Source organism: Microbacterium arborescens (assembly GCF_049707515.1).
In the GTDB taxonomy this organism is placed as follows: Bacteria; Actinomycetota; Actinomycetes; order Actinomycetales; family Microbacteriaceae; genus Microbacterium; species Microbacterium arborescens_B.
Genome location: NZ_JBNAFI010000005.1, coordinates 235027 through 252782, shown reverse-complemented (window position 1 = coordinate 252782; position 17756 = coordinate 235027). Strand labels below are relative to the sequence as shown.

At 70.0% G+C, this 17756-nt stretch carries 21 protein-coding genes; 8 read left to right on the top strand and 13 right to left on the bottom strand.

Annotation, left to right across the window (positions count from 1 at the left end):
* Window positions 1-32: 32 nt before the first annotated feature.
* The 6 genes from ccsB to ACPYN5_RS11825 form a co-directional block, all read right to left on the bottom strand.
* A complete protein-coding gene (gene ccsB, locus ACPYN5_RS11850; protein ID WP_424449191.1) occupies window positions 33-1094 on the bottom strand; it encodes a c-type cytochrome biogenesis protein CcsB in 1062 nt (353 codons plus the stop codon).
* A 5-nt stretch (window positions 1095-1099) separates the two neighbouring features.
* Entirely contained in the window at window positions 1100-2872 is a 1773-nt protein-coding gene (gene resB / locus ACPYN5_RS11845; protein WP_424449190.1) for a cytochrome c biogenesis protein ResB, read from the bottom strand.
* Window positions 2853-3704, bottom strand: coding sequence for a cytochrome c biogenesis CcdA family protein (locus ACPYN5_RS11840; protein WP_424449189.1), 852 nt, complete (start codon window positions 3702-3704; stop codon window positions 2853-2855). Before ACPYN5_RS11840 ends, resB begins: the two co-directional genes overlap by 20 nt.
* Window positions 3701-4303, bottom strand: coding sequence for a TlpA family protein disulfide reductase (locus ACPYN5_RS11835; protein WP_424449188.1), 603 nt, complete (start codon window positions 4301-4303; stop codon window positions 3701-3703). The genes ACPYN5_RS11840 and ACPYN5_RS11835 overlap by 4 nt, the downstream gene beginning before the upstream one ends.
* Entirely contained in the window at window positions 4303-4944 is a 642-nt protein-coding gene (locus tag ACPYN5_RS11830) for a histidine phosphatase family protein (protein ID WP_424449187.1), read from the bottom strand. Before ACPYN5_RS11830 ends, ACPYN5_RS11835 begins: the two co-directional genes overlap by 1 nt.
* 72 nt (window positions 4945-5016) lie before the next feature.
* Complete coding sequence (locus ACPYN5_RS11825; protein WP_424449186.1) at window positions 5017-5742, bottom strand: DedA family protein; 726 nt, start codon at window positions 5740-5742, stop codon at window positions 5017-5019.
* Between the two features lie 100 nt (window positions 5743-5842).
* Here ACPYN5_RS11825 and aspS point away from each other — a divergent pair, with 100 nt between their 5' ends.
* The 6 genes from aspS to ACPYN5_RS11795 all read left to right on the top strand — a co-directional run bounded on the left by aspS (window position 5843) and on the right by ACPYN5_RS11795 (window position 12585).
* Window positions 5843-7183, top strand: coding sequence for an aspartate--tRNA(Asn) ligase (gene aspS / locus ACPYN5_RS11820; protein WP_424449185.1), 1341 nt, complete (start codon window positions 5843-5845; stop codon window positions 7181-7183).
* Window positions 7184-7272: 89 nt separating this feature from the next.
* On the top strand, window positions 7273-8466 hold the full coding sequence (locus ACPYN5_RS11815) for a mechanosensitive ion channel family protein (RefSeq protein ID WP_424449184.1): 1194 nt from the start codon (window positions 7273-7275) through the stop codon (window positions 8464-8466).
* Between the two features lie 162 nt (window positions 8467-8628).
* Entirely contained in the window at window positions 8629-9759 is a 1131-nt protein-coding gene (locus tag ACPYN5_RS11810) for an ABC transporter substrate-binding protein (protein WP_424449183.1), read from the top strand.
* Window positions 9756-10667 carry an ABC transporter permease gene (locus ACPYN5_RS11805; protein ID WP_424449182.1) on the top strand — a complete coding sequence of 304 codons (912 nt, stop codon included), beginning with the start codon at window positions 9756-9758 and terminating at the stop codon, window positions 10665-10667. The genes ACPYN5_RS11810 and ACPYN5_RS11805 overlap by 4 nt, the downstream gene beginning before the upstream one ends.
* Complete coding sequence (locus ACPYN5_RS11800) at window positions 10664-11464, top strand: ABC transporter permease (RefSeq protein WP_424449181.1); 801 nt, start codon at window positions 10664-10666, stop codon at window positions 11462-11464. The genes ACPYN5_RS11805 and ACPYN5_RS11800 overlap by 4 nt, the downstream gene beginning before the upstream one ends.
* A 26-nt stretch (window positions 11465-11490) precedes the next feature.
* A complete protein-coding gene (locus tag ACPYN5_RS11795) occupies window positions 11491-12585 on the top strand; it encodes an ABC transporter ATP-binding protein (RefSeq protein WP_424449225.1) in 1095 nt (364 codons plus the stop codon).
* Window positions 12586-12619: 34 nt separating this feature from the next.
* Here the strand turns inward: ACPYN5_RS11795 and ACPYN5_RS11790 are convergent, their stop codons facing one another.
* The 6 genes from ACPYN5_RS11790 to ACPYN5_RS11765 form a co-directional block, all read right to left on the bottom strand.
* The gene (locus tag ACPYN5_RS11790; protein ID WP_424449180.1) at window positions 12620-12922 is read right to left on the bottom strand and encodes a Dabb family protein; all 303 of its coding nucleotides are present in this window, start codon (window positions 12920-12922) and stop codon (window positions 12620-12622) included.
* Window positions 12919-13191, bottom strand: a complete 273-nt coding sequence (locus tag ACPYN5_RS11785; protein WP_424449179.1) for a glutaredoxin family protein — start codon at window positions 13189-13191, stop codon at window positions 12919-12921. Before ACPYN5_RS11785 ends, ACPYN5_RS11790 begins: the two co-directional genes overlap by 4 nt.
* 16 nt (window positions 13192-13207) lie before the next feature.
* Window positions 13208-13501 carry a rhodanese-like domain-containing protein gene (locus ACPYN5_RS11780; protein ID WP_424449178.1) on the bottom strand — a complete coding sequence of 98 codons (294 nt, stop codon included), beginning with the start codon at window positions 13499-13501 and terminating at the stop codon, window positions 13208-13210.
* 147 nt (window positions 13502-13648) lie between these two features.
* Window positions 13649-13747 (bottom strand): 30S ribosomal protein bS22, encoded by a 99-nt coding sequence (locus ACPYN5_RS11775; protein ID WP_003792170.1) that lies wholly within the window; start codon window positions 13745-13747, stop codon window positions 13649-13651.
* An 83-nt stretch (window positions 13748-13830) separates the two neighbouring features.
* Window positions 13831-14022 (bottom strand): helix-turn-helix domain-containing protein, encoded by a 192-nt coding sequence (locus ACPYN5_RS11770; protein WP_424449177.1) that lies wholly within the window; start codon window positions 14020-14022, stop codon window positions 13831-13833.
* Window positions 14023-14132: 110 nt separating this feature from the next.
* Window positions 14133-14540, bottom strand: coding sequence for an ArsR/SmtB family transcription factor (locus ACPYN5_RS11765; protein ID WP_424449176.1), 408 nt, complete (start codon window positions 14538-14540; stop codon window positions 14133-14135).
* A gap of 100 nt (window positions 14541-14640) precedes the next feature.
* On the opposite strand from ACPYN5_RS11765, the gene ACPYN5_RS11760 reads away from it, so the two are divergent.
* Together ACPYN5_RS11760 and ACPYN5_RS11755 are read left to right on the top strand one after the other, a co-directional pair.
* Window positions 14641-16083 carry a TrkH family potassium uptake protein gene (locus ACPYN5_RS11760; RefSeq protein WP_424449175.1) on the top strand — a complete coding sequence of 481 codons (1443 nt, stop codon included), beginning with the start codon at window positions 14641-14643 and terminating at the stop codon, window positions 16081-16083.
* Complete coding sequence (locus tag ACPYN5_RS11755; protein ID WP_424449174.1) at window positions 16076-16747, top strand: potassium channel family protein; 672 nt, start codon at window positions 16076-16078, stop codon at window positions 16745-16747. The genes ACPYN5_RS11760 and ACPYN5_RS11755 overlap by 8 nt, the downstream gene beginning before the upstream one ends.
* Before the next feature lie 134 nt (window positions 16748-16881).
* Here the strand turns inward: ACPYN5_RS11755 and proC are convergent, their stop codons facing one another.
* Window positions 16882-17724, bottom strand: coding sequence for a pyrroline-5-carboxylate reductase (gene proC / locus ACPYN5_RS11750; RefSeq protein ID WP_424449173.1), 843 nt, complete (start codon window positions 17722-17724; stop codon window positions 16882-16884).
* Window positions 17725-17756 lie beyond the last annotated feature (32 nt).

Here is a 17756-nt window from a genome sequence, read left to right as displayed (position 1 = left end):
CTCAGACGTACGCGCCGACCGCCGCGCGACGCTCAGCTCAGGCCGCTGTAGGCGTGCAGGCCCTTGAAGAACTGGTTGACGATGACGAAGTTGAACAGCACCGCCGAGAAGCCCACGATCGACAGCCACGCGCTGCGGTTTCCGCGCCAGCCGCGCGTCGCGCGCGCGTGGATGTAGCCGGCGTAGAGCACCCAGATGACGAAGGTCCAGACTTCCTTGGTGTCGAAGCCCCAGTAGCGACCCCACGCGTCGTTGGCCCAGATGGCACCAGCGATGAGCGTGAAGGTCCAGAAGATGAAGCCGATGATCGCGAAGCGGTAGGCCAGCGACTCAAGGGCGTCGGCGCTCGGCAGGGTGCGCAGGAACCGGGCGCCGTCGCGGGAGCGCGATGCGGATGCCGCGTCGTCGGCCGCGGCGCCGACGCGGGCGATCGCGCGGGTCTCACGTCGCGACTGCATGAGCTGCACGATCGAGAGGGCGAAGGCCAGCGCGAGGAAGGCCGAGGCGAGCGACGCGACGAACACGTGGATGACGAGCCAGACCGACTTCAGCGGGTCGGCGAGCGGCACGACCACGACGTAGAAGCTCGTGGCGGCGCCACCGAGCAGCACCACGACCAGACCCGTGATGAAGGTGCCGAGGAAGCGGAGGTCGTAGCGGAACAACACGACGAGGTACACCATGACGACGAGCACCGTGCCGGTCATCGCGAACTCGTACATGTTCGACCACGGCACACGCTCGGCGGCGATGCCGCGGAGCACGGTCGCACCGACGTGGAGCAGGAATCCGATCCACGTCAGGGTGGTGCCCATGCGAGCCCACAGCAGGCGCGGGCGGTCGCCGGGACGAGCGTTCAGGGCGAGCTCGGCCTCGGCTTCGGCGGCGCGGATCTCGCCGAGCGTCTGCCCGCCACCCGCAGCGACCAGAACGGGTGCGGCAGCGGTGGCAGGCGCGGCGTCCTTCGCCTTGAGGGCGAGGTCGGAACGACGAGCCAGATCGACCGCGTAGGCGATGAAGGCCAACGCGTAGACGGCCACCGCCGTCCACACGAGCAGGACCGAAACGGCATCCAGCGACAGGTCTTCGGGCATGGTCCTCAGTCTACGTCGGGCGCTTGCGCGCGGGCGGGGCGGGGCCGACGGGGGCGCTCGGCCTCCGCCGGCAGCTCGACCTCGTCGCGCCCGAGGGCGGCGAGGTGGGTGCGCGAGAGGTCGGCGACCGCCTGCGCGATGGCCGGGTCCTCGCCGCGGGCGAGGCCGGCGTACTCCACACGTACGGCGCCGTCGACCGGCGTCGCCTTGACCCAGACGCGCCGGCGCGGGACGAACAGCCCCGCGAGCAGGCCGAGGGTCGCGAGGATCGCGAACACCAGGACGAAGGGTGCGCCGACGTCGCGGTGGACCGACAGCGACACGTAGCGCTTGACCGACTCGTCGGCCCCGGCTGCGCGCTGATCCTCGAAGGTCACGGTTCCGAGTCCGTTCGGCAGGTCGACGGTCTGTCCGGGCTCGAGCTCGAGCGACGACAGGCCCGAGTCTCCCCCGGCGATCTGCTCCATGCCCGTCGGGTCGAGCGTGTACACCGAGCGGGGGGTGCCGTCGTCGATGCCGAGGTCACCCTGGTACACCCAGAACGTCACGAGCGGGTTGGTCAGGTCGCCGTAGGCCGAGCCGATCGCGCCGGTGTTCAGGGTCGCCGCGGTCGGATAGAAGAATCCGACGAGCCCGAGCTGCTCCGGCATCCCGTCGGCGATCTTGACGACGCCCTGCGAGGTCATGTTGTTGTCCTGCGGCAGGAAGGGGACGTCCTCGCTGAAGACGACGTCGCCGGCCGCATCGCGCACGGTGATGGTCGGGGCGTAACCGTTGCCCATCAGGTAGACGCGGTCGCCCTCGATCTCGTAGGGGTGGTTGACGCGCACCTCGCCGTCACGCGCCTGCTCGCCGGGCTCGCTCACGGTGAGGTGCGCGAGGAAGTCGCCGGCCATCCCGTGGCCCGGCTCGCCCGTGAACGGGCCGTACGTGACGTCGAACTCGTCGAGGGTCAGCGAGTACGGGGGCATCTGGTCGGTGTCGACGAAGCGTCCCGGGTTGAACGAGGTGTAGCCGAGGCCCAGCGAGTTCACGAACGTGTCGCCCTCGACGATCACGGTCTGGCCCGTGTAGGTCATGCCGCCGCCGATGCCGACCGAGATGAGCACGCCGACGAGCGCACCGTGGAAGACGAGGTTGCCCGTCTCGCGCAGATAGCCCCGCTCGGCCGACACGGATGCCGTCGACCCGGAGTCGTAACGCTCGACGCGGTAGCCAGACTTCCGCAGCTGGCGCTCCGCCTCGTCGACGGCGGACGATGCCACGGCCGCGGCATCCTCGCCCTCCTGCAGGGCGACGCCGGCGCTGCGGTGATCGGCCAGTCGCGACAGGCGCACGGGCGTGCGGGGCGGGCGCGACTTCAGGGCCTGCCAGTGATGCTTCGTGCGCGGGATGACACAACCGATGAGCGAGACGAACAGCAGGATGTAGATCGCCGAGAACCACACCGAGGTGTAGACGTCGAACAGCTGGAGCGCGTCGAGGATCGGGTAGAGGTCGGGGTTGTCGGCCCGCCACTGCGTGACGCCGTTGGGGTCGGCTCCGCGCTGCGGCACGATGGACCCCGGGATGGCGGCGATCGCGAGCAGGAGCAGCAGCACGAGCGCCGTCCGCATGCTCGTCAGCTGCCGCCAGCCCCACCGCAGCCAGCCGACGGCGCCGAGCTGGGGCTGCGTGATCGCCCGCTCGCCGTCCGCGGGGTCGACGGGCGCGTCGGAGTGGTCGCCCGGTCGCAGCGGCGCCGAGGGATCGGCCTGGTCAAAGGAAGGTCGGGACACCGGCCACCACTCCTTGGAAGACGGACATGATCGTGGTCCACACACCCGTGACCATCAGCAGGCCGAGGACGACCAGCAGCGCCCCGCCGACGATGTTGACGACACGGATGTGGCGACGGACGAACGCCACCGAGCGCGTCGCCCAGCTCGCGCCGAGCGCGAGGAGGATGAACGGGATGCCGAGACCGAGCGAGTACGCGACGGCGAGGATGCCGGCGCGCGCGGGGTCGGCCTGACTGTACGCGATCGAGAGGATGGCGGCGAGGGTCGGCCCGATGCACGGAGCCCAGCCGATGCCCATCGCGACGCCGAGCAGGGGCGCACCGGCAAGGCCCAGGTTCTGCCGGAGCTGCGGGCGGTAGGTGCGCTGAGCGACCCCGAAGACCCCGACGAAGACGAGTCCGAGCACGATCACGACGGCGCCGAGCACGCGCGTGATCACATCCTGGAACTCGAAGAAGACCCGGCCGATGGTGCCTGCGAAGACGCCCATCGCCAGGAAGACGACGGTGAATCCCGCGATGAACAGGCCCACGCCGAGCAGGAGTCGGCCCCGGCCGGGACCGGCGGGGACCGTCGCCTTCGCCATCGTCGGAGAATCCGTCGAAACGCGGACCGATCCGCCGGCATCCTCCGAGGTTCGCGCGATTCCCCGACTTGCATCACGGCCGGCGGCGGGCTCACGCGGCGTGACCGCGCTGCCGAGGAACCCGAGGTAGCCCGGCACCAGCGGCAGCACGCACGGCGAGAGGAACGACACGAGTCCCGCGAGCATCGCGATCGGCACCGCGAGCCACAGCGCCCCGCCGAAGACGATCTCGCCCGGGTTCACGACGCTCCTGCCGACGCCGCGTCCTCGACGAGGGTGCGGAGGATGCCGGCATCCCGCAGCTGCCCGACGATGCGGGCGGCGACGCGCCCCTCCGTGTCGAGGACGAGCGTCGTGGGCGCGGCCTGGACCGAAGCGGATGCCGCGAGCGCGAGCTTCAGCTCGCCGTCTCCCTGCATCAGCAGCGAGGGGTAGCTGATGCCGTAGGTCTGCTCGAAGGCTGCCGCCTGCTCGGGACCGTCGTAGATGTTGATACCCAGGAAGTCGGCGCCGACCGCCTGCGTGTCGGTGTAGACCTCTTCGAGCAGAGGCGCCTCGGCGCGGCAGGGGCCGCACTGGGCATACCAGAAGTTCAGGACGAGCGGCTTTCCGGCGTAGTCGGCGCTGGAGATCGTCGAGCCGTCGACGGCGGTGCCGGTGAACTCGATCGGAGCACCGCGCTCGGACTCGGGGATCTCGGTGGTCGTGCCGTCGCCGGAGATGAACCCCTTGTTGTCGCCGTTGCGGTACTGCCCCGCGAGGTCGTCGTTCGGACCCGAGCAGGCCGCGAGACCCGCCGCGAGGCCCAGGGCGAAGGCGGCGGCCATGAGGCGGCGCTTCATCAGACGGCTCCCACATCGACGGCGCCCGCGGTCGAGGCCGGTTCGGCGTAGGCGACCTCGCGCCAGGTGGCGTCCGCTCCGCCGTCGCCGAGCTCGAAGCTCGTCACGCTCGAAAGCGCGCAACGGCGTCGGCGCGGATCGTGCCGCAGCGGCTGTCCGGCGATCGCGAGGTGCGTGATCCAGATCGGCAGCTGGTGCGACACGATGACGGCGTCACCCGACTCCGTCGCCTGCCACAGGTCGCGCATCGCGGCATCCATGCGCGCGACGATCTCGATGTACGGCTCGCCCCAGCTGGGAGTGGCGGGCGTGCGCAGATGACGCCAGTTCAGCGGATTGACCATCGCGTGGCGCATCCGGCGCCCCTCGAACACGTTGTGGGGCTCGATGACCCGCTCGTCGATCACGGGGTCGAGGCCGAAGACCTCGGTGAAGGGCTCCGACGACTCGCGGGTGCGCTGCAGCGGCGATGAGACCAGCGCGGTGACGGGGCGATCGAGCGACGCGATGTGCTCGGCGGCCGAGCGTGCCATGCGACGGCCGTCCTCACTCAGCCCGAAGTGCGGCAGCCGTCCGTAGAGCACGCGCTGGGGGTTGTGGACCTCGCCGTGGCGCACGAGGTGGAGACGGGCTGCGGGCACGGTCTCCAGTCTACGGCGGCGACTCCTATGCGGACCCTGAGCGCGCGGTTATGCGGACCCCGTCCGTGCGGGTCAGGACCCCTCGACGGACGGCTCGTGTCCGCCGCCCGCGCCGGCGCGTCGATCGCGCCGGATGGCGCGCACCCGCGTCACGATGAACCACGCGATCAGCACCACGACGACGACGATCACGATCGTCTGGAAGATCTCGGCGTACTGCTCGACGATGTGCCAGTTCTCGCCCAGGAGGAAGCCCGCCATCACGAAGATCGAGTTCCAGATGAGGCTGCCGGCCGTGGTGAGGAGCCCGAACTTCCACCAGTGCATCCGCGCGACACCGGCGGGAATCGAGATGAGGCTGCGGAACAGCGGCACCATCCGGCCGAAGAAGACCGCGATCGAGCCGTGCTTCTCGAACCAGTGGACGGCGCGCACGACGTCGTCGCCGGTGACCAGCGGCATCCGGTCGGCGATGCGGCGCAGCCGGTCGGCGCCGAGCCAGCGACCGAGGAAGTAGAGGATGTAGGCGCCGAACACCGATCCGAAGGTCGTCCACAGGATCGCCTCGGCGAGCGTGAACGACCCGCGCGACGCCGCCAGCCCCGCCATCGGCAGCACCACCTCGCTGGGGATCGGCGGGAACAGGTTGTCCATCCCGACCGCGATCGCGGCGCCGGCCGGACCGATCGTGTCCATGAGTGAGACGGTCCAGTCGGCCAGGGTCGACAGCCACGATCCGCCCTCGTCGGCGGAAGTCTGCGACGCCACGGCGGATGCGGTGCGGGTCATGACGGTCATCGGGTGCCTTCGCGCTCGGTGATCGGATGCCCGAGCGGGCCCCGCGCACAGCCTAGGGCCGCGAACGTCCGAGATTCCTGGACGCGTAGACTCTCCCCTCGTGAGTGAACGCGTTCTCGTCCAGCAGCTGCAGGCCCGCCCCGACGGCCCCGTGTCGGTGTCCGGATGGGTCGAGACCGTCCGCGATCAGAAGAAGGTGCAGTTCGTCATCCTCCGCGATGAGACCGGCGCCGTGCAGCTGGTCAACCCCGCGACGCGCCCGGTCGAGGACGGCAGCGAGCAGGATGCCGCGGCCCTCGCGCTGACGGACCTGATCTCGAACCTGTCGACCGGCACCTTCCTCACCGTCACGGGCGAGCTCAAGCACGACGAGCGCGTCAAGCTCGGCGGCGTCGAGATCAAGATCGGCGCCCTCGAGATCGCTGCCGCGGCCCTTCCCGAGACGCCCATCGCCGCCGACTCGGGCCTCGACAAGCGCATGGACTGGCGCTTCCTCGACCTGCGTCAGCGCCGCAACAACCTCATCTTCCGCGTGCAGACCACCCTCGAGCACGCGATGCGCACGTATTGGATCGAGCGCGACTACATCGAGATCCACTCGCCGAAGCTCATGGCCTCGGCATCCGAATCGGCCGCCGAGCTGTTCGAAGTGCCCTACTTCGAAGACAAGACGGCCTACCTCGCGCAGAGCCCGCAGTTCTTCAAGCAGATGGCGCAGTCGGCCGGTTTCGGCAAGATCTTCGAGATCGGCGACGTCTTCCGCGCCGACCCCTCGTTCACGTCGCGCCACGCCACCGAGTTCACCTCGATCGACGCCGAGATCAGCTGGATCGACTCGCACGAGGACGTCGCGGCGATGCAGGAGGAGCTGCTGCAGTTCGCCTTCCAGGCTGTGAAGGACAAGCACGGCGCCGAGATCACCGAGCTGTTCGGTGTCGAGGTCCAGGTTCCGCAGACCCCGTTCCCGCGCATCCCGCTGGCGGAGGCCCGCGAGATCGTGGCAGCGCGCGGCTACGACATCCCACGCACCGACGGCGACCTCGACCCGGAGGGCGAGCGTCAGATCTCCGCTCACGTCCTGGAGACCTACGGGCACCAGTTCGTCTTCATCACCGACTACCACCCCGAGATCCGCGCGTTCTACCACATGCGCGACGAGGAGACCGGGCTGACGAAGTCGTACGACCTGCTCTTCAACGGTGTCGAGATCACCACGGGCGCGCAGCGCGAACACCGCGTCGACGTCCTCATCGAGCAGGCCAAGGAGAAGGGCCTCGAGCCCGAGCACCTCGACTTCTACCTCGACTTCTTCCGGTACGGCGCCCCGCCGCACGGCGGCTTCGGCATGGGCCTCGCGCGTGTGCTGATGCTGCTCCTGGGCGAGTCGTCAATCCGCGAGGTGACGTACCTCTTCCGCGGTCCCACGCGTCTGGCGCCGTAACACACCACGCCGCACACCCGGCAAGCGTTCAGGCGCCGCCGGTCGACGCCCGTATCGTGGCTTCTCCGCTGACGAGAGGAGCAAGACGCATGTGGGACGGCTGGATGGAGTTCGGCATCGCGGTGCTGGTGGGGATCACCGTCGCGGCGGTGATCGCGGTGGTCGCGCACGTCGCCCTGCGGGTGGCTTCGCGCCGCCAGCGGTGGGCCGAGGTCCTGCGTCGTCGCTCGCGCGCGCCGTTCCGCTCGCTCCTGAGCGCCATCGTCCTGTGGGCCGCGGTCCAGGCGGCCTTCCCCGATGAGCTGTGGCGATCGATCCTCGCCCAGCTCCTCACGATCCTGATCATCGGCGCGAGCGCGTGGCTGCTCGCCTCCCTCGTGCTCGTCGTGACCGACGTCGCCCTCGGTCGATACCGCATCGACGTGCCGGACAACCGGGTCGCGCGCCGCATCCGCACCCAGATGCTGATCGTCCGGCGCCTCGCCGTCGCGATCATCATCGTGATCGGCATCGGCGCCGCCCTGCTGACCTTCGACTCGGTGCGTGCGGTAGGCGCGAGCGTGCTGGCCTCGGCGGGCATCGCCTCGGTGGTCGCGGGACTGGCCGCGCAGTCGGTGCTCGCGAACGTGTTCGCGGGCCTGCAGATCGTCTTCAGCGACGCGTTGCGCGTCGACGATGTCGTCGTCGCCGACGGCGAATGGGGCCGGGTCGGTGAGATCACCCTGAGCTACGTCGTGCTCGACCTCTGGGATGACCGACGGCTCGTCCTGCCCTGCACCTACTTCACCACCACGCCGTTCGAGAACTGGACCCGGCGCGGCTCCGAGTTGCTCGGCGCCGTCGAGATGGACCTCGACTGGAACGTCTCCCCCACCGCGATGCGGGCTCATCTGCACGACGTCCTCGAGAAGACCGATCTGTGGGACGGCCGGGCCTCGGTGCTGCAGGTGACGGATGCCGTCGCCGGCTACGTGCGCGTGCGCATCCTCGTCACCGCCAAGGACGCACCCACGCTGTTCGACCTCCGCTGCCTCGTGCGCGAGGCGATGGTCACGTGGGTGCAGCGGACGATGCCGCAGGCCGTGCCCGTGCAGCGCATCGCGATGTCGGATGCCTCGGCCCCCGGTCCCGGCGCCGACCGGCACGTCACCCACGACCCGACCCCCACCAACGACGGGCTGTTCACGGGCAGTGCCGAGGCCGAGCGACGGGCGAGCACGTTCACGAACGCCATTCCTGTGGTCAGGGCCGACGATCGCGAGCAGCTCGACCGCCGCGACTGACGCGATCACGGGTCGCCGCGGCCACGCCGACAGGTCGGGCAACGGTCACCGTGCGTTCACCTGTTGAGGGGCGGTGCGACACCGGCCGCCCATAGGTTCCTTCCGTTCCCCCGCTTCCGGCGCTGCCCGTGCGTGCGGTCGGGGGCCACCCGAGAGGAACCCATGTCCCGCACCGTCCTGCGCCGCACCGGCGCCGTCGTCGCCCTCGCGACGGCATCCGCTCTCGTCCTCGCCGCGTGCGGCGGGACCGCCGAGGCCACCGACGCCGGCTCGTCCGACGCCGCGGCGGCCACCAGCCTCGCCGACTTCGGCACGTTCGCCGACCTCGAGGCAGCGGCCAAGGCCGAGGGTCGGCTCAACGTCATCGCGCTCCCCCGCGACTGGGCGAACTACGGCGAGATCATCGACCTGTTCACCGAGCGCTACCCCGAGATCACGGTCAACGAGCAGTCCCCCGACGTCTCGAGCGCGGAGGAGATCCAGGCTGCCGAGACGAACGAGGGCCTCGACACGGCGCCCGACGTCTTCGACCTCGGTCTCGCCGTCGCCCTCCAGAACACCGACCGCTTCGCCCCGTACCAGGTGCAGACGTGGGACGACATCCCCGACGCCCTCAAGGAGTCGACCGGCCTCTTTGTGGGCGACTACGGCGGGTACATGTCGGTCGGCTACGACTCGGCCCGTTTCCCCGAGCCGGCCGAGCTCAGCGACCTGCTCGGGGCGGACTTCCGTGGCGCCGTCGCCATCAACGGCGACCCCACCCAGGCCGGTGCGGCATTCGCGGCGGTGGGTCTGGCCACGGTTCAGTCCGGCGGTGAGCTCGACGACTTCCAGCCCGGGATCGACTTCTTCGGCGACCTGAACGCCGCGGGCAACATGCTCAAGCTCGACGTCACGAGCGCGACGGTCGCGAGCGGCGAGACGCCGGTCGTGTTCGACTGGGACTACCTCAACGCCACCCACGCGGAGAGCGTCCCGACCTGGAAGACGGTCGTCTTCCCGGGGACGGGCTACGCCGGGTACTACAACCAGGCGATCAACCGCGACGCGCCGAACCCCGCTGCCGCGCGTCTGTGGCAGGAGTTCCTCTACAGCGACGAGGTGCAGAACCTCTGGCTCGCCGGCGGTGCACGCCCCGCGCGCATGGAGGCGATGCTGGCAGCGGGCACGCTCGACGAGGCTCTCGCAGCGAAGCTGCCCGAGGCGCCCGCCGAGACGGTGGTGCCGACCGAGGAGCAGTCCACCGCCGCCGGCACGCTGCTCGGCGAGAAGTGGGCCGCAGCGGTCCAGTGACGACGAGCCCGGCTCCGCACGTCGCGCCGGGCGACTCCAGCACGACCGGTCGGGGCGCATCGCGTCCCGACTGGTCGTGGCTGGGGCTGCTCCCGTTCGCGGCTTACATCGCTCTGTTCCTCGCCCTTCCGACGGCCCTCGCACTGGCCACGGGTCTGGTCGACGGAGACGGCGCGTTCACCCTCGACAATCTCGCGGCCCTGGTCGATCCGGTCGTCCTCGCAACGTTCGCCAACTCGACCTGGGTCTCGCTGCTGACCGCCGGTATCGGCGCCGTCGTCGGTGCGCTCGTCTGCTGGGCGATGCTGGGTCTGCGCGACGGCGGTCTCGTCCGCACGACGGTGGATGCCGCATCCGGAGTGCTCGCGCAGTTCGGCGGCGTCATGCTCGCGTTCGTCATGATCGCCGCCATCGGCACACAGGGCATCGTGACGCGGTTCCTCGCCGACGTGCTCGGCATCGAGCTCTATGCCGAGAGCGCGTGGATCTACGCACTGCCCGGTCTCGTCCCCGCCTACATCGTCTTCCAGGTGCCGCTGATGATCATCACCTTCATGCCGGCGCTGTCGGCCCTCAAACCGCAGTGGGGTGAGGCCCATGTGACCCTCGGCGGCACCCGCGCGGGCTTCTGGCCGCACGTCGGCTTCCCCGTGCTCGCGCCCTCGTTCCTCGCCAGCTTCCTGCTGCTTTTCGCGAACGCGTTCTCCTCGTACGCCACAGCTGCGGCGTTGGCCAGCCAGGGGTCGCAGATCGTGCCGCTGCAGATCCGCGCGGCGCTCACGAGCGAGACCGTCCTCGGGCGCGAGAACCTCGCCGGCGCGCTCGCGTTCGGCATGATCGTCGTGGTCGCGGCCGTCATGGGCGGGTACACGCTCATCCAGCGGCGGGCGGCGCGGTGGCAGCGATGAGGAGCGTCCTCGCCCCCGCACCCGTGACGCGCTGGGTGATCGGCCTCGTGGTCGGCCTGGTCTTCGCCGTGCCGTTCATCGCGACGCTGCTGTTCACCCTCACGGGACCGGACGGCGGCTACTCCCTCGATCGCTGGGTCGCCCTGGCCGATCCGGCCAATTCGGCGCGCTACGCGCCCGTCTGGACGGGACTGCTCAATTCTCTCGTGCTCGCGGTCGTGACGGTCGGGATCGTGCTGTTCCTGTTCGCACCGACGATGGTGCTGGTGGCGCTGCGGTTCCCGAACCTGCGCCGGGGGTTCGAGTTCATCGCGCTGCTCCCGATCGCGATCCCCGCCATCGTCCTCGTGGTGGGGCTGGCTCCGATCTACCTGACGATCGGCCGATCCGTCGGGACCGGCGCCTGGACGCTCGCGTTCGCCTATGGCGTGCTCGTCCTGCCCTTCGCCTACCGGTCGATCCAGGCCTCGATCGACGCGGTCGACCTCCGCACCCTCACCGAGGCCGCACGCACGCTCGGCGCCGGATGGCCCAGCATCCTCGTCCGCGTCGTCGCCCCCAATCTGCGGTCCGGTCTCCTCGCGGCATCCCTCATCTCCGTGGCCGTCGTGCTCGGTGAGTTCACGATCGCGTCGCTGCTGAACCGGCCGGTGCTCCAGACGGGACTCGTCGTCGTGAACCGTCAGGATGCGTGGGCCGCCGCCATCTTCACCCTGCTCGCCCTCGCCTTCGCCTTCGTCCTGCTGCTCGTGATCGGGCGCATCGGACGCGTCGGCTCCGAAAGGAACGCCCCGTGACCGCGACCGAACCCGCGCTGCAGCCGATGCCGCGCACCTCCGAGAACACGCTCCTCTCGCGAGCGAGCGAGGGCACTAGCGTCGAGTTCCGCGGCGTCGTGAAGGACTACGGCGCGACGCGCGTGCTCCACGGCGTCGAGCTCGACGTCGCCCCCGGCGAGTTCGTGTCGCTCCTCGGCCCCTCGGGCTGCGGCAAGACGACGGCGCTCCGCGTGCTCGCCGGGCTCGAACGGGCGACGCAGGGCTCGGTCGTCGTCGGTGGCCGCGACATCTCGGCCGTCCCGACGAACAAGCGCGACCTCGGCATGGTGTTCCAGTCGTATTCGCTGTTCCCGCACCTCCGTGTCCGCGACAATGCGGCCTTCGGGCTGCGCCGCCGCGGAACCGGCCGCCGGGATGCCGCGCGGCGGGCCGGCGACGCGCTCGACCTCGTCGGACTCGGTCACCTCGCCGACCGGTATCCCCACCAGCTCTCCGGCGGTCAGCAGCAGCGGGTCGCCTTGGCACGCGCGCTCGTGACCGAGCCCCGGGTGCTGCTCCTCGACGAGCCGCTGTCGGCCCTCGACGCCAAGGTCCGGGTCCAGCTCCGCGACGAGATCCGCAGGATCCAGCTGCGGCTCGGGATGACGACCATCTTCGTCACGCACGACCAGGAAGAGGCTCTCGCCGTCTCGGATCGCATCGCGGTCATGAACACGGGTCGTGTCGAGCAGGTCGGCTCCCCGGAAGATCTCTATCTGCGACCGCAGACCGCGCACGTCGCCGCCTTCGTCGGGCTGAGCAGTGCCGTGCCCGGTGTGCGTCGCGGCGACGGGGTGTCGGTGTGGGGCACGCAGCTGCGCGTCCAGGGCGACGGGGTCGACGGCGAGGTCGAGGTTCTCGTGAGACCGGAGAACGTCCGACTGCATCCCTCGGCGGGTCCCGCCGAGGCGGGGCCTTCTCGCGGCATCGAAGCCGTCGTCGAGGAGAGCACGTTCCTCGGCAGCTACCGCCGGACGCTCGTCAGAACCACCGACGACGTTCTCGTGCGCGCACAGCACGCCGCCGGCGACCGTCTCGAGTACGGCGAGCGCGTACGCGTCACCTTCGCCGACGAGCCGGTCGTCGTGCGGGCGCGATGACCGCGCGACGGAGCGCGCGACGACCCTCTGCGGGTCAGACCTCGAAGTCGACCGCGATGCGGTCCGCGACGACACCGCGGACGTAGGCGACGACCTCCTGGTGGGCCGGGTGCACCTGGTACTCCTCGAGGCCGGCGAGGTCGTCGAAGTCGGCGACCACGGCGACGTCGCCGTTGACCTCCGGGTACGCGGTGTTCGGCCCGATGCTCAACGAGCGGATGGAGGGCACGACGCCGACGAGGGCCTGGATGCGGCGCGTCACCTCTGCGGCATGCTCGGCGCGGGTGGCCGGATCTTCTGCGGCGAGTTTCCAGGCGACGACGTGGCGAATGGTCATGCGGGCTCCTCGGTTCGGGGTGCGGCGGTCAGCGCGGCGCGCAACCGGTCGGCGGACACGCGCCAGTGCGCGTGGAGGCCGTCGTCGATCAGCACGACGGGGATCTTCTCCCACCACTGCTCGAAGAGCGACGGGTCGTCGAGGATCGACCTCTCCACGACCTCGACCTCCGTGTCTTCGGGCAGATCGGCCACGACCGTGTCGACGATCTCGCGCGCGACGTCGCAGAGGTGGCAGTCGGGCTTGGAGATGAGGGTCAGCGTGGTCATCGTCGGCCGCGCGGTTTCAGCGCTCGAGCTCGAAGCCGCGACCCGCCCATTCCCCGGTGCCGCCGGCGACGTTCGTGGCGTCGTAACCGCGTGCCTCGAGTGCCGCGACCACCTGGGCGGAACGTCCGCCGGCCTGGCAGATCACGTCGAAGGCGCCGTCGGGCAGCTCGCCGAGCCGATCACCGAGCTGCGACATCGGGATGCTGATCGCGCCGGGCACGCGCCCTGCGGCGAACTCGTGATCCTCTCGCACGTCGATGAGGGGGATGTCGCGGCCCGCGCGGAGCTCGTCGATGGTGATGGATTTCATGCTCGTTCCTCCGAGACCAGCCTAGGACGCTGGGACGACGCAGCGGCCACGCAGCGGGCACGCGCCCACGGCCGGTGGCCGCTCCCGGAAAGCACGAAGCGCCCCTCGGCCGGAGCCGGATGGGGCGCTCAGTGACGTCGCCGCGACTTACTTCTTGTTGCGGCGCTGGTGGCGAGTCTTGCGAAGCAGCTTGCGGTGCTTCTTCTTCGCCATGCGCTTGCGGCGCTTCTTGATGACAGAACCCACGGAAAACCTCACTATGTCAGGGTCTGGACGCATCTGATGTGCGTCCGGGAACAGGCATCTCGCGAAAAATGCCTCAGATCAGTCTAGCCGACGTCGGCGATCGGCCGTTGCACGGCGTCGCGCACCGCCGATTCGGGTACCCGGTAGCTCCGTCCGAAGCGGACGGCGGGCAGCTCTCCGGCGTGAACGAGGCGGTAGACGGTCATCTTCGACACCCGCATGATCTCGGCCACCTCCGCAACGGTCAGGAAGCGCACGTCGGGCAGCTCGGCCATCATCATCCCTTTCCCCGGATGCGAACACTCTAGGGGTCGGCTGGGACGCCTGTAAACCGGAGTGACGGCTGATGCCGACGGGCCGCGATGTGGCGGTGGCCGCGCCGGAGTCAGCGCGCGGAGCGCTTGCCGAAGACGCTCGTGACGGCGTGCTTCGCGGATGCGGCGGCTCGGCCCATCAGTTCCGCCGCGGCGACGGCCTGCTCGGGCAGGGCGGGGGCGGGCTCGGCGTCGTACGACTCCGCCGTGAGGAAGGGGACGAGCCAGTCGTCGACGACATCGAGCGGTTCGGGCGACAGGCTGTAGTAGCGGTGCTGGCCCTCTTCGCGCACGGTGACGAGCTCGGCCCCGCGCAGCACCTTCAGGTGCTTCGAGATCGTCGGCTGGCTCACGCCGAGCTCGTTGACGATGTGCGAGACGCTCGTGCCCGTGGAGCGCGGATCGGAATCGCGATCGAGCAGGAGCCGCAGGATGTCCCGACGGGTACCGTCGGCGATCACGTCGAAGATGTCCGCCATGCAATCAGGTTAGTCGGCGCGCGCGCCCGAGTACCATGACATCGGCGCCGACGTATCGCGGCGCCGGCAGCAACACGCGCGATCGTGGGGAGGAACACGCATGGCGGACAGGTCCGTCGGCGCGATCGTCCTCCACCGCCTCCGCGGTTTCGGGCGCAGCGCCTGGGATGCCGGGAGAGATCTCGCGACCGCCTCGCCCTCGCGGTTCGCGGTGCTGATCTTCTCGACGCTCATCCTCTTGTTCACGACGCTGTTCTCGCTGCCCGCGGCATCAGCCTCCGGACGCGCGACCCCGTTCGCCGACGCCCTGTTCACGGCGGTCTCGACGATCTGCGTCGCGGGCCTGGCCACCGTCGACATGGCGACGCACTGGTCGCCCTTCGGGCACGTGCTCATCTACATCGGCGTCAACGTCGGTGCCCTCGGTGTGCTGACGCTCGCGTCGATCCTCGGACTGGTCATCTCCAAGCGCCTCGGTCTTCGCGCGAAGCTCATCGCCGCGGGCGACAGCAACCCGATGCGCGCGCACGGCGGTCCCGTCAACGAGGGCCAGGCCGTCCGCCTCGGCGAGGTCGGCCTGCTGCTGCGCACGGTGGCGCTCTCGACGCTCGTCATCGAGGCGGTGCTCGCGGTGCTGCTGTACCCCTCGCTGCTGATCGGCGGGGTCGATCCGCTGACGGCGCTGTGGGAGGCGCCGTACTACGCCGCGATGGCCTTCACCAACACCGGCTTCTCACCCAACGCCGAGGGCCTGCTGCCGTTCGCGCAGGACTACGTGATGCTCACCGTCCTCATGGCGGGTGTGTTCCTCGGCTCGATCGGCTTCCCGGTGATCTTCACCCTCTGGCGTCACCAATGGCACGTGCGCTCCTGGTCGCTGCACGCCAAGCTCACGATCATCACCACGATCATCCTGTTCTTCGCCGGCGCGGGCGTCTTCCTGCTCCTCGAGTACGACAATCCGGCGACGTTCGGCTCGATGGAGGCGTGGGACACCACGTTCCAGGCCTTCTTCGTCTCGGCGATGACACGCTCCGGGGGCTTCTCGATCATCGATATGGGCGAGATGCACGGCTCCTCCCTCATCGTGGGATCGATGCTCATGTTCGTGGGCGGAGGGTCGGCGTCGACGGCCGGCGGCATCAAGGTCACCACCCTCGCCGTGCTCGCCCTGGCGGTCTGGTCCGAGGCCAAGGGTCGCCCCTCGGTGCAGGTGTTCGGCCGCCGGATCCCCAGCGACGTGCAGCGCGTCGCGCTCTCGGTCGTCGCGTGGAGCGCCACGATCGTCGCGGTCGGCACCGTCACCATCGCGCAGATCACCAAGGCCCCGGTCGACGAGGTGCTCTTCGACGTCATCTCCGGCTTCGCGACGGTGGGCCTGTCGACGGGCCTGACCGCCGAGCTTCCCGACCCGGCTGTCTACGTCATGGCCCTCGTCATGTTCATGGGCCGCGTTGGTACAGTGACACTCGCTGCAGCGGTGGCCGCGGCATCCCGTTCGCAGTTGTACGCCCTGCCCGTCGAAAGGCCGATCGTTGGTTGAGCAGATCCGAAGCGACGCGCCCGTGCTGGTCATCGGGCTGGGCCGTTTCGGCGCGGCCTGCGCCGGAGAGCTCGACCGCCTCGACCGCGAGGTGCTCGCGATCGACGACAGCCTCGAGCTGGTGCAGAAGTGGTCGGAGCGCGTGACGCACGCCGTGCAGGCCGACGCCCGCAACCTCGACGCCCTCAAGCAGATCGGCGCCCAGGACTTCCAGGTCGCCGTCGTCGCCGTGGGCTCGTCGATCGAGGCATCCGTGCTGATCACCGCCAACCTCGTCGACCTGAAGGTCCCGCAGATCTGGGCGAAGGCGGTGTCGCAGTCGCACGGCAAGATCCTCGCCCGCGTCGGCGCGAACCACGTCGTGTACCCCGAGCGCGAGGCCGGCGAGCGCGTGGCGCACCTCGTGAGCGGGCGCATGCTCGACTTCATCCGCTTCGACGACGACTTCGTGCTGGCGAAGATGTACCCGCCGAAGTTCATCCGCGGCGTCGGCCTGAACGAGTCGGGCGTCCGGACGAAGTACCGCGTGACGGTCGTCGGCGTGAAGAGTCCCGGCAAGCCCTTCCGCTACGCCGAGGCCAACACCGTCGTCACCAATCACGACCTCATCATCGTCTCGGGGACGAACTCCGACATCGAGCGCTTCGCCTCGCTCGACCGCTGAGCTCCCGTCCCGGTCTCCGTGTTCGAAGTCCCACTTCGGCCGGGAAAGCCATAGGGAAAGCCGGCCCAAGTGGGACCTCGGGATGACGTCGCGGGCTGTCTCCGGCCGGGATGCGGCTGAGACCCGCGCGGGCGTCAGGCGCCGGCGGCGAGCTCCCGGGCTCGGGCGAGCGCGGCGTCGGTCGCGCGAGCGAAGATGTCGCCCAGGCGGGCATCCTGCAGCACGGCGATCGCTCGCTCAGTCGTGCCCTTCGGGCTGGTGACGCGACGCCGCAGCTCGGCCGGGTCCTCGCCTGAGGCATCCAGCAGCGCGGCCGCACCGACGAAGGTCTGCTCCGCCATCACGCGGGCCTCGGCCTCGGTGAACCCCTTGCCCACGGCGGCTCGGGTGAGCTCCTCGACCAGCAGGAAGACGTAGGCCGGGCCCGAGCCCGAGATCGTCGAGAGGGCGTCGATCTGCTCTTCGGGCACCTCGACGACGACACCGCACGTCTCGAACAGCGCGCGGACGGTCGCCAGGTCGTCGGCGGATGCGGCGGGGCCGGCGGCCAGGCCGGTGACGGCTTTTCCGACCACGGCGGGGGTGTTCGGCATCGAACGGATGACCGCGACGTCCGGCCCCAGAATGCCGGCGAACGTGTCGATGGTGACGCCTGCCGCGAGGCTGACCACCACCGCCCCCGGACGTAGCGCCGGAGCTATCTCGCGCAGCAGGTCGGGCACCATCGCGGGCTTCACGCCGATGAGGACGATGTCGGCGGCGGCTGCGGCATCCGTGTTCCCGGAGGGCGTGTCTGCCAGCGCGATGCTCCGCACGCCCGGCGTGTCGGCGAGGGCCGCAGCCTTGTCCGCGGTGCGGTTGGTGACGGTCACCCCGCCGGCGGCCGCGCCCGAGGCGACGAGTCCCGACAGCACCGCACCGCCCATCGAACCGGCTCCGAGGATGGCGATCGGGGGCAGGGCGACGGCGTCGGGCATGTCGCCATCTTAAGTCCGGCCGTTTCCCAGCG

What these genes read in the sequence shown, in the direction of transcription:
- ccsB (WP_424449191.1), bottom strand. Translation starts at nt 1,094, where the DNA reads ATGCCCGAAGACCTGTCGCTGGATGCCGTTTCGGTCCTGCTCGTGTGG.
- ACPYN5_RS11835 (WP_424449188.1), bottom strand. Translation starts at nt 4,303, where the DNA reads ATGAAGCGCCGCCTCATGGCCGCCGCCTTCGCCCTGGGCCTCGCGGCG.
- ACPYN5_RS11825 (WP_424449186.1), bottom strand. Translation starts at nt 5,742, where the DNA reads ATGACCGTCATGACCCGCACCGCATCCGCCGTGGCGTCGCAGACTTCC.
- ACPYN5_RS11815 (WP_424449184.1), top strand. Translation starts at nt 7,273, where the DNA reads ATGTGGGACGGCTGGATGGAGTTCGGCATCGCGGTGCTGGTGGGGATC.
- ACPYN5_RS11810 (WP_424449183.1), top strand. Translation starts at nt 8,629, where the DNA reads ATGTCCCGCACCGTCCTGCGCCGCACCGGCGCCGTCGTCGCCCTCGCG.
- ACPYN5_RS11800 (WP_424449181.1), top strand. Translation starts at nt 10,664, where the DNA reads ATGAGGAGCGTCCTCGCCCCCGCACCCGTGACGCGCTGGGTGATCGGC.
- ACPYN5_RS11795 (WP_424449225.1), top strand. Translation starts at nt 11,491, where the DNA reads ATGCCGCGCACCTCCGAGAACACGCTCCTCTCGCGAGCGAGCGAGGGC.
- ACPYN5_RS11790 (WP_424449180.1), bottom strand. Translation starts at nt 12,922, where the DNA reads ATGACCATTCGCCACGTCGTCGCCTGGAAACTCGCCGCAGAAGATCCG.
- ACPYN5_RS11785 (WP_424449179.1), bottom strand. Translation starts at nt 13,191, where the DNA reads ATGACCACGCTGACCCTCATCTCCAAGCCCGACTGCCACCTCTGCGAC.
- ACPYN5_RS11780 (WP_424449178.1), bottom strand. Translation starts at nt 13,501, where the DNA reads ATGAAATCCATCACCATCGACGAGCTCCGCGCGGGCCGCGACATCCCC.
- ACPYN5_RS11770 (WP_424449177.1), bottom strand. Translation starts at nt 14,022, where the DNA reads ATGGCCGAGCTGCCCGACGTGCGCTTCCTGACCGTTGCGGAGGTGGCC.
- ACPYN5_RS11765 (WP_424449176.1), bottom strand. Translation starts at nt 14,540, where the DNA reads ATGGCGGACATCTTCGACGTGATCGCCGACGGTACCCGTCGGGACATC.
- ACPYN5_RS11760 (WP_424449175.1), top strand. Translation starts at nt 14,641, where the DNA reads ATGGCGGACAGGTCCGTCGGCGCGATCGTCCTCCACCGCCTCCGCGGT.
- proC (WP_424449173.1), bottom strand. Translation starts at nt 17,724, where the DNA reads ATGCCCGACGCCGTCGCCCTGCCCCCGATCGCCATCCTCGGAGCCGGT.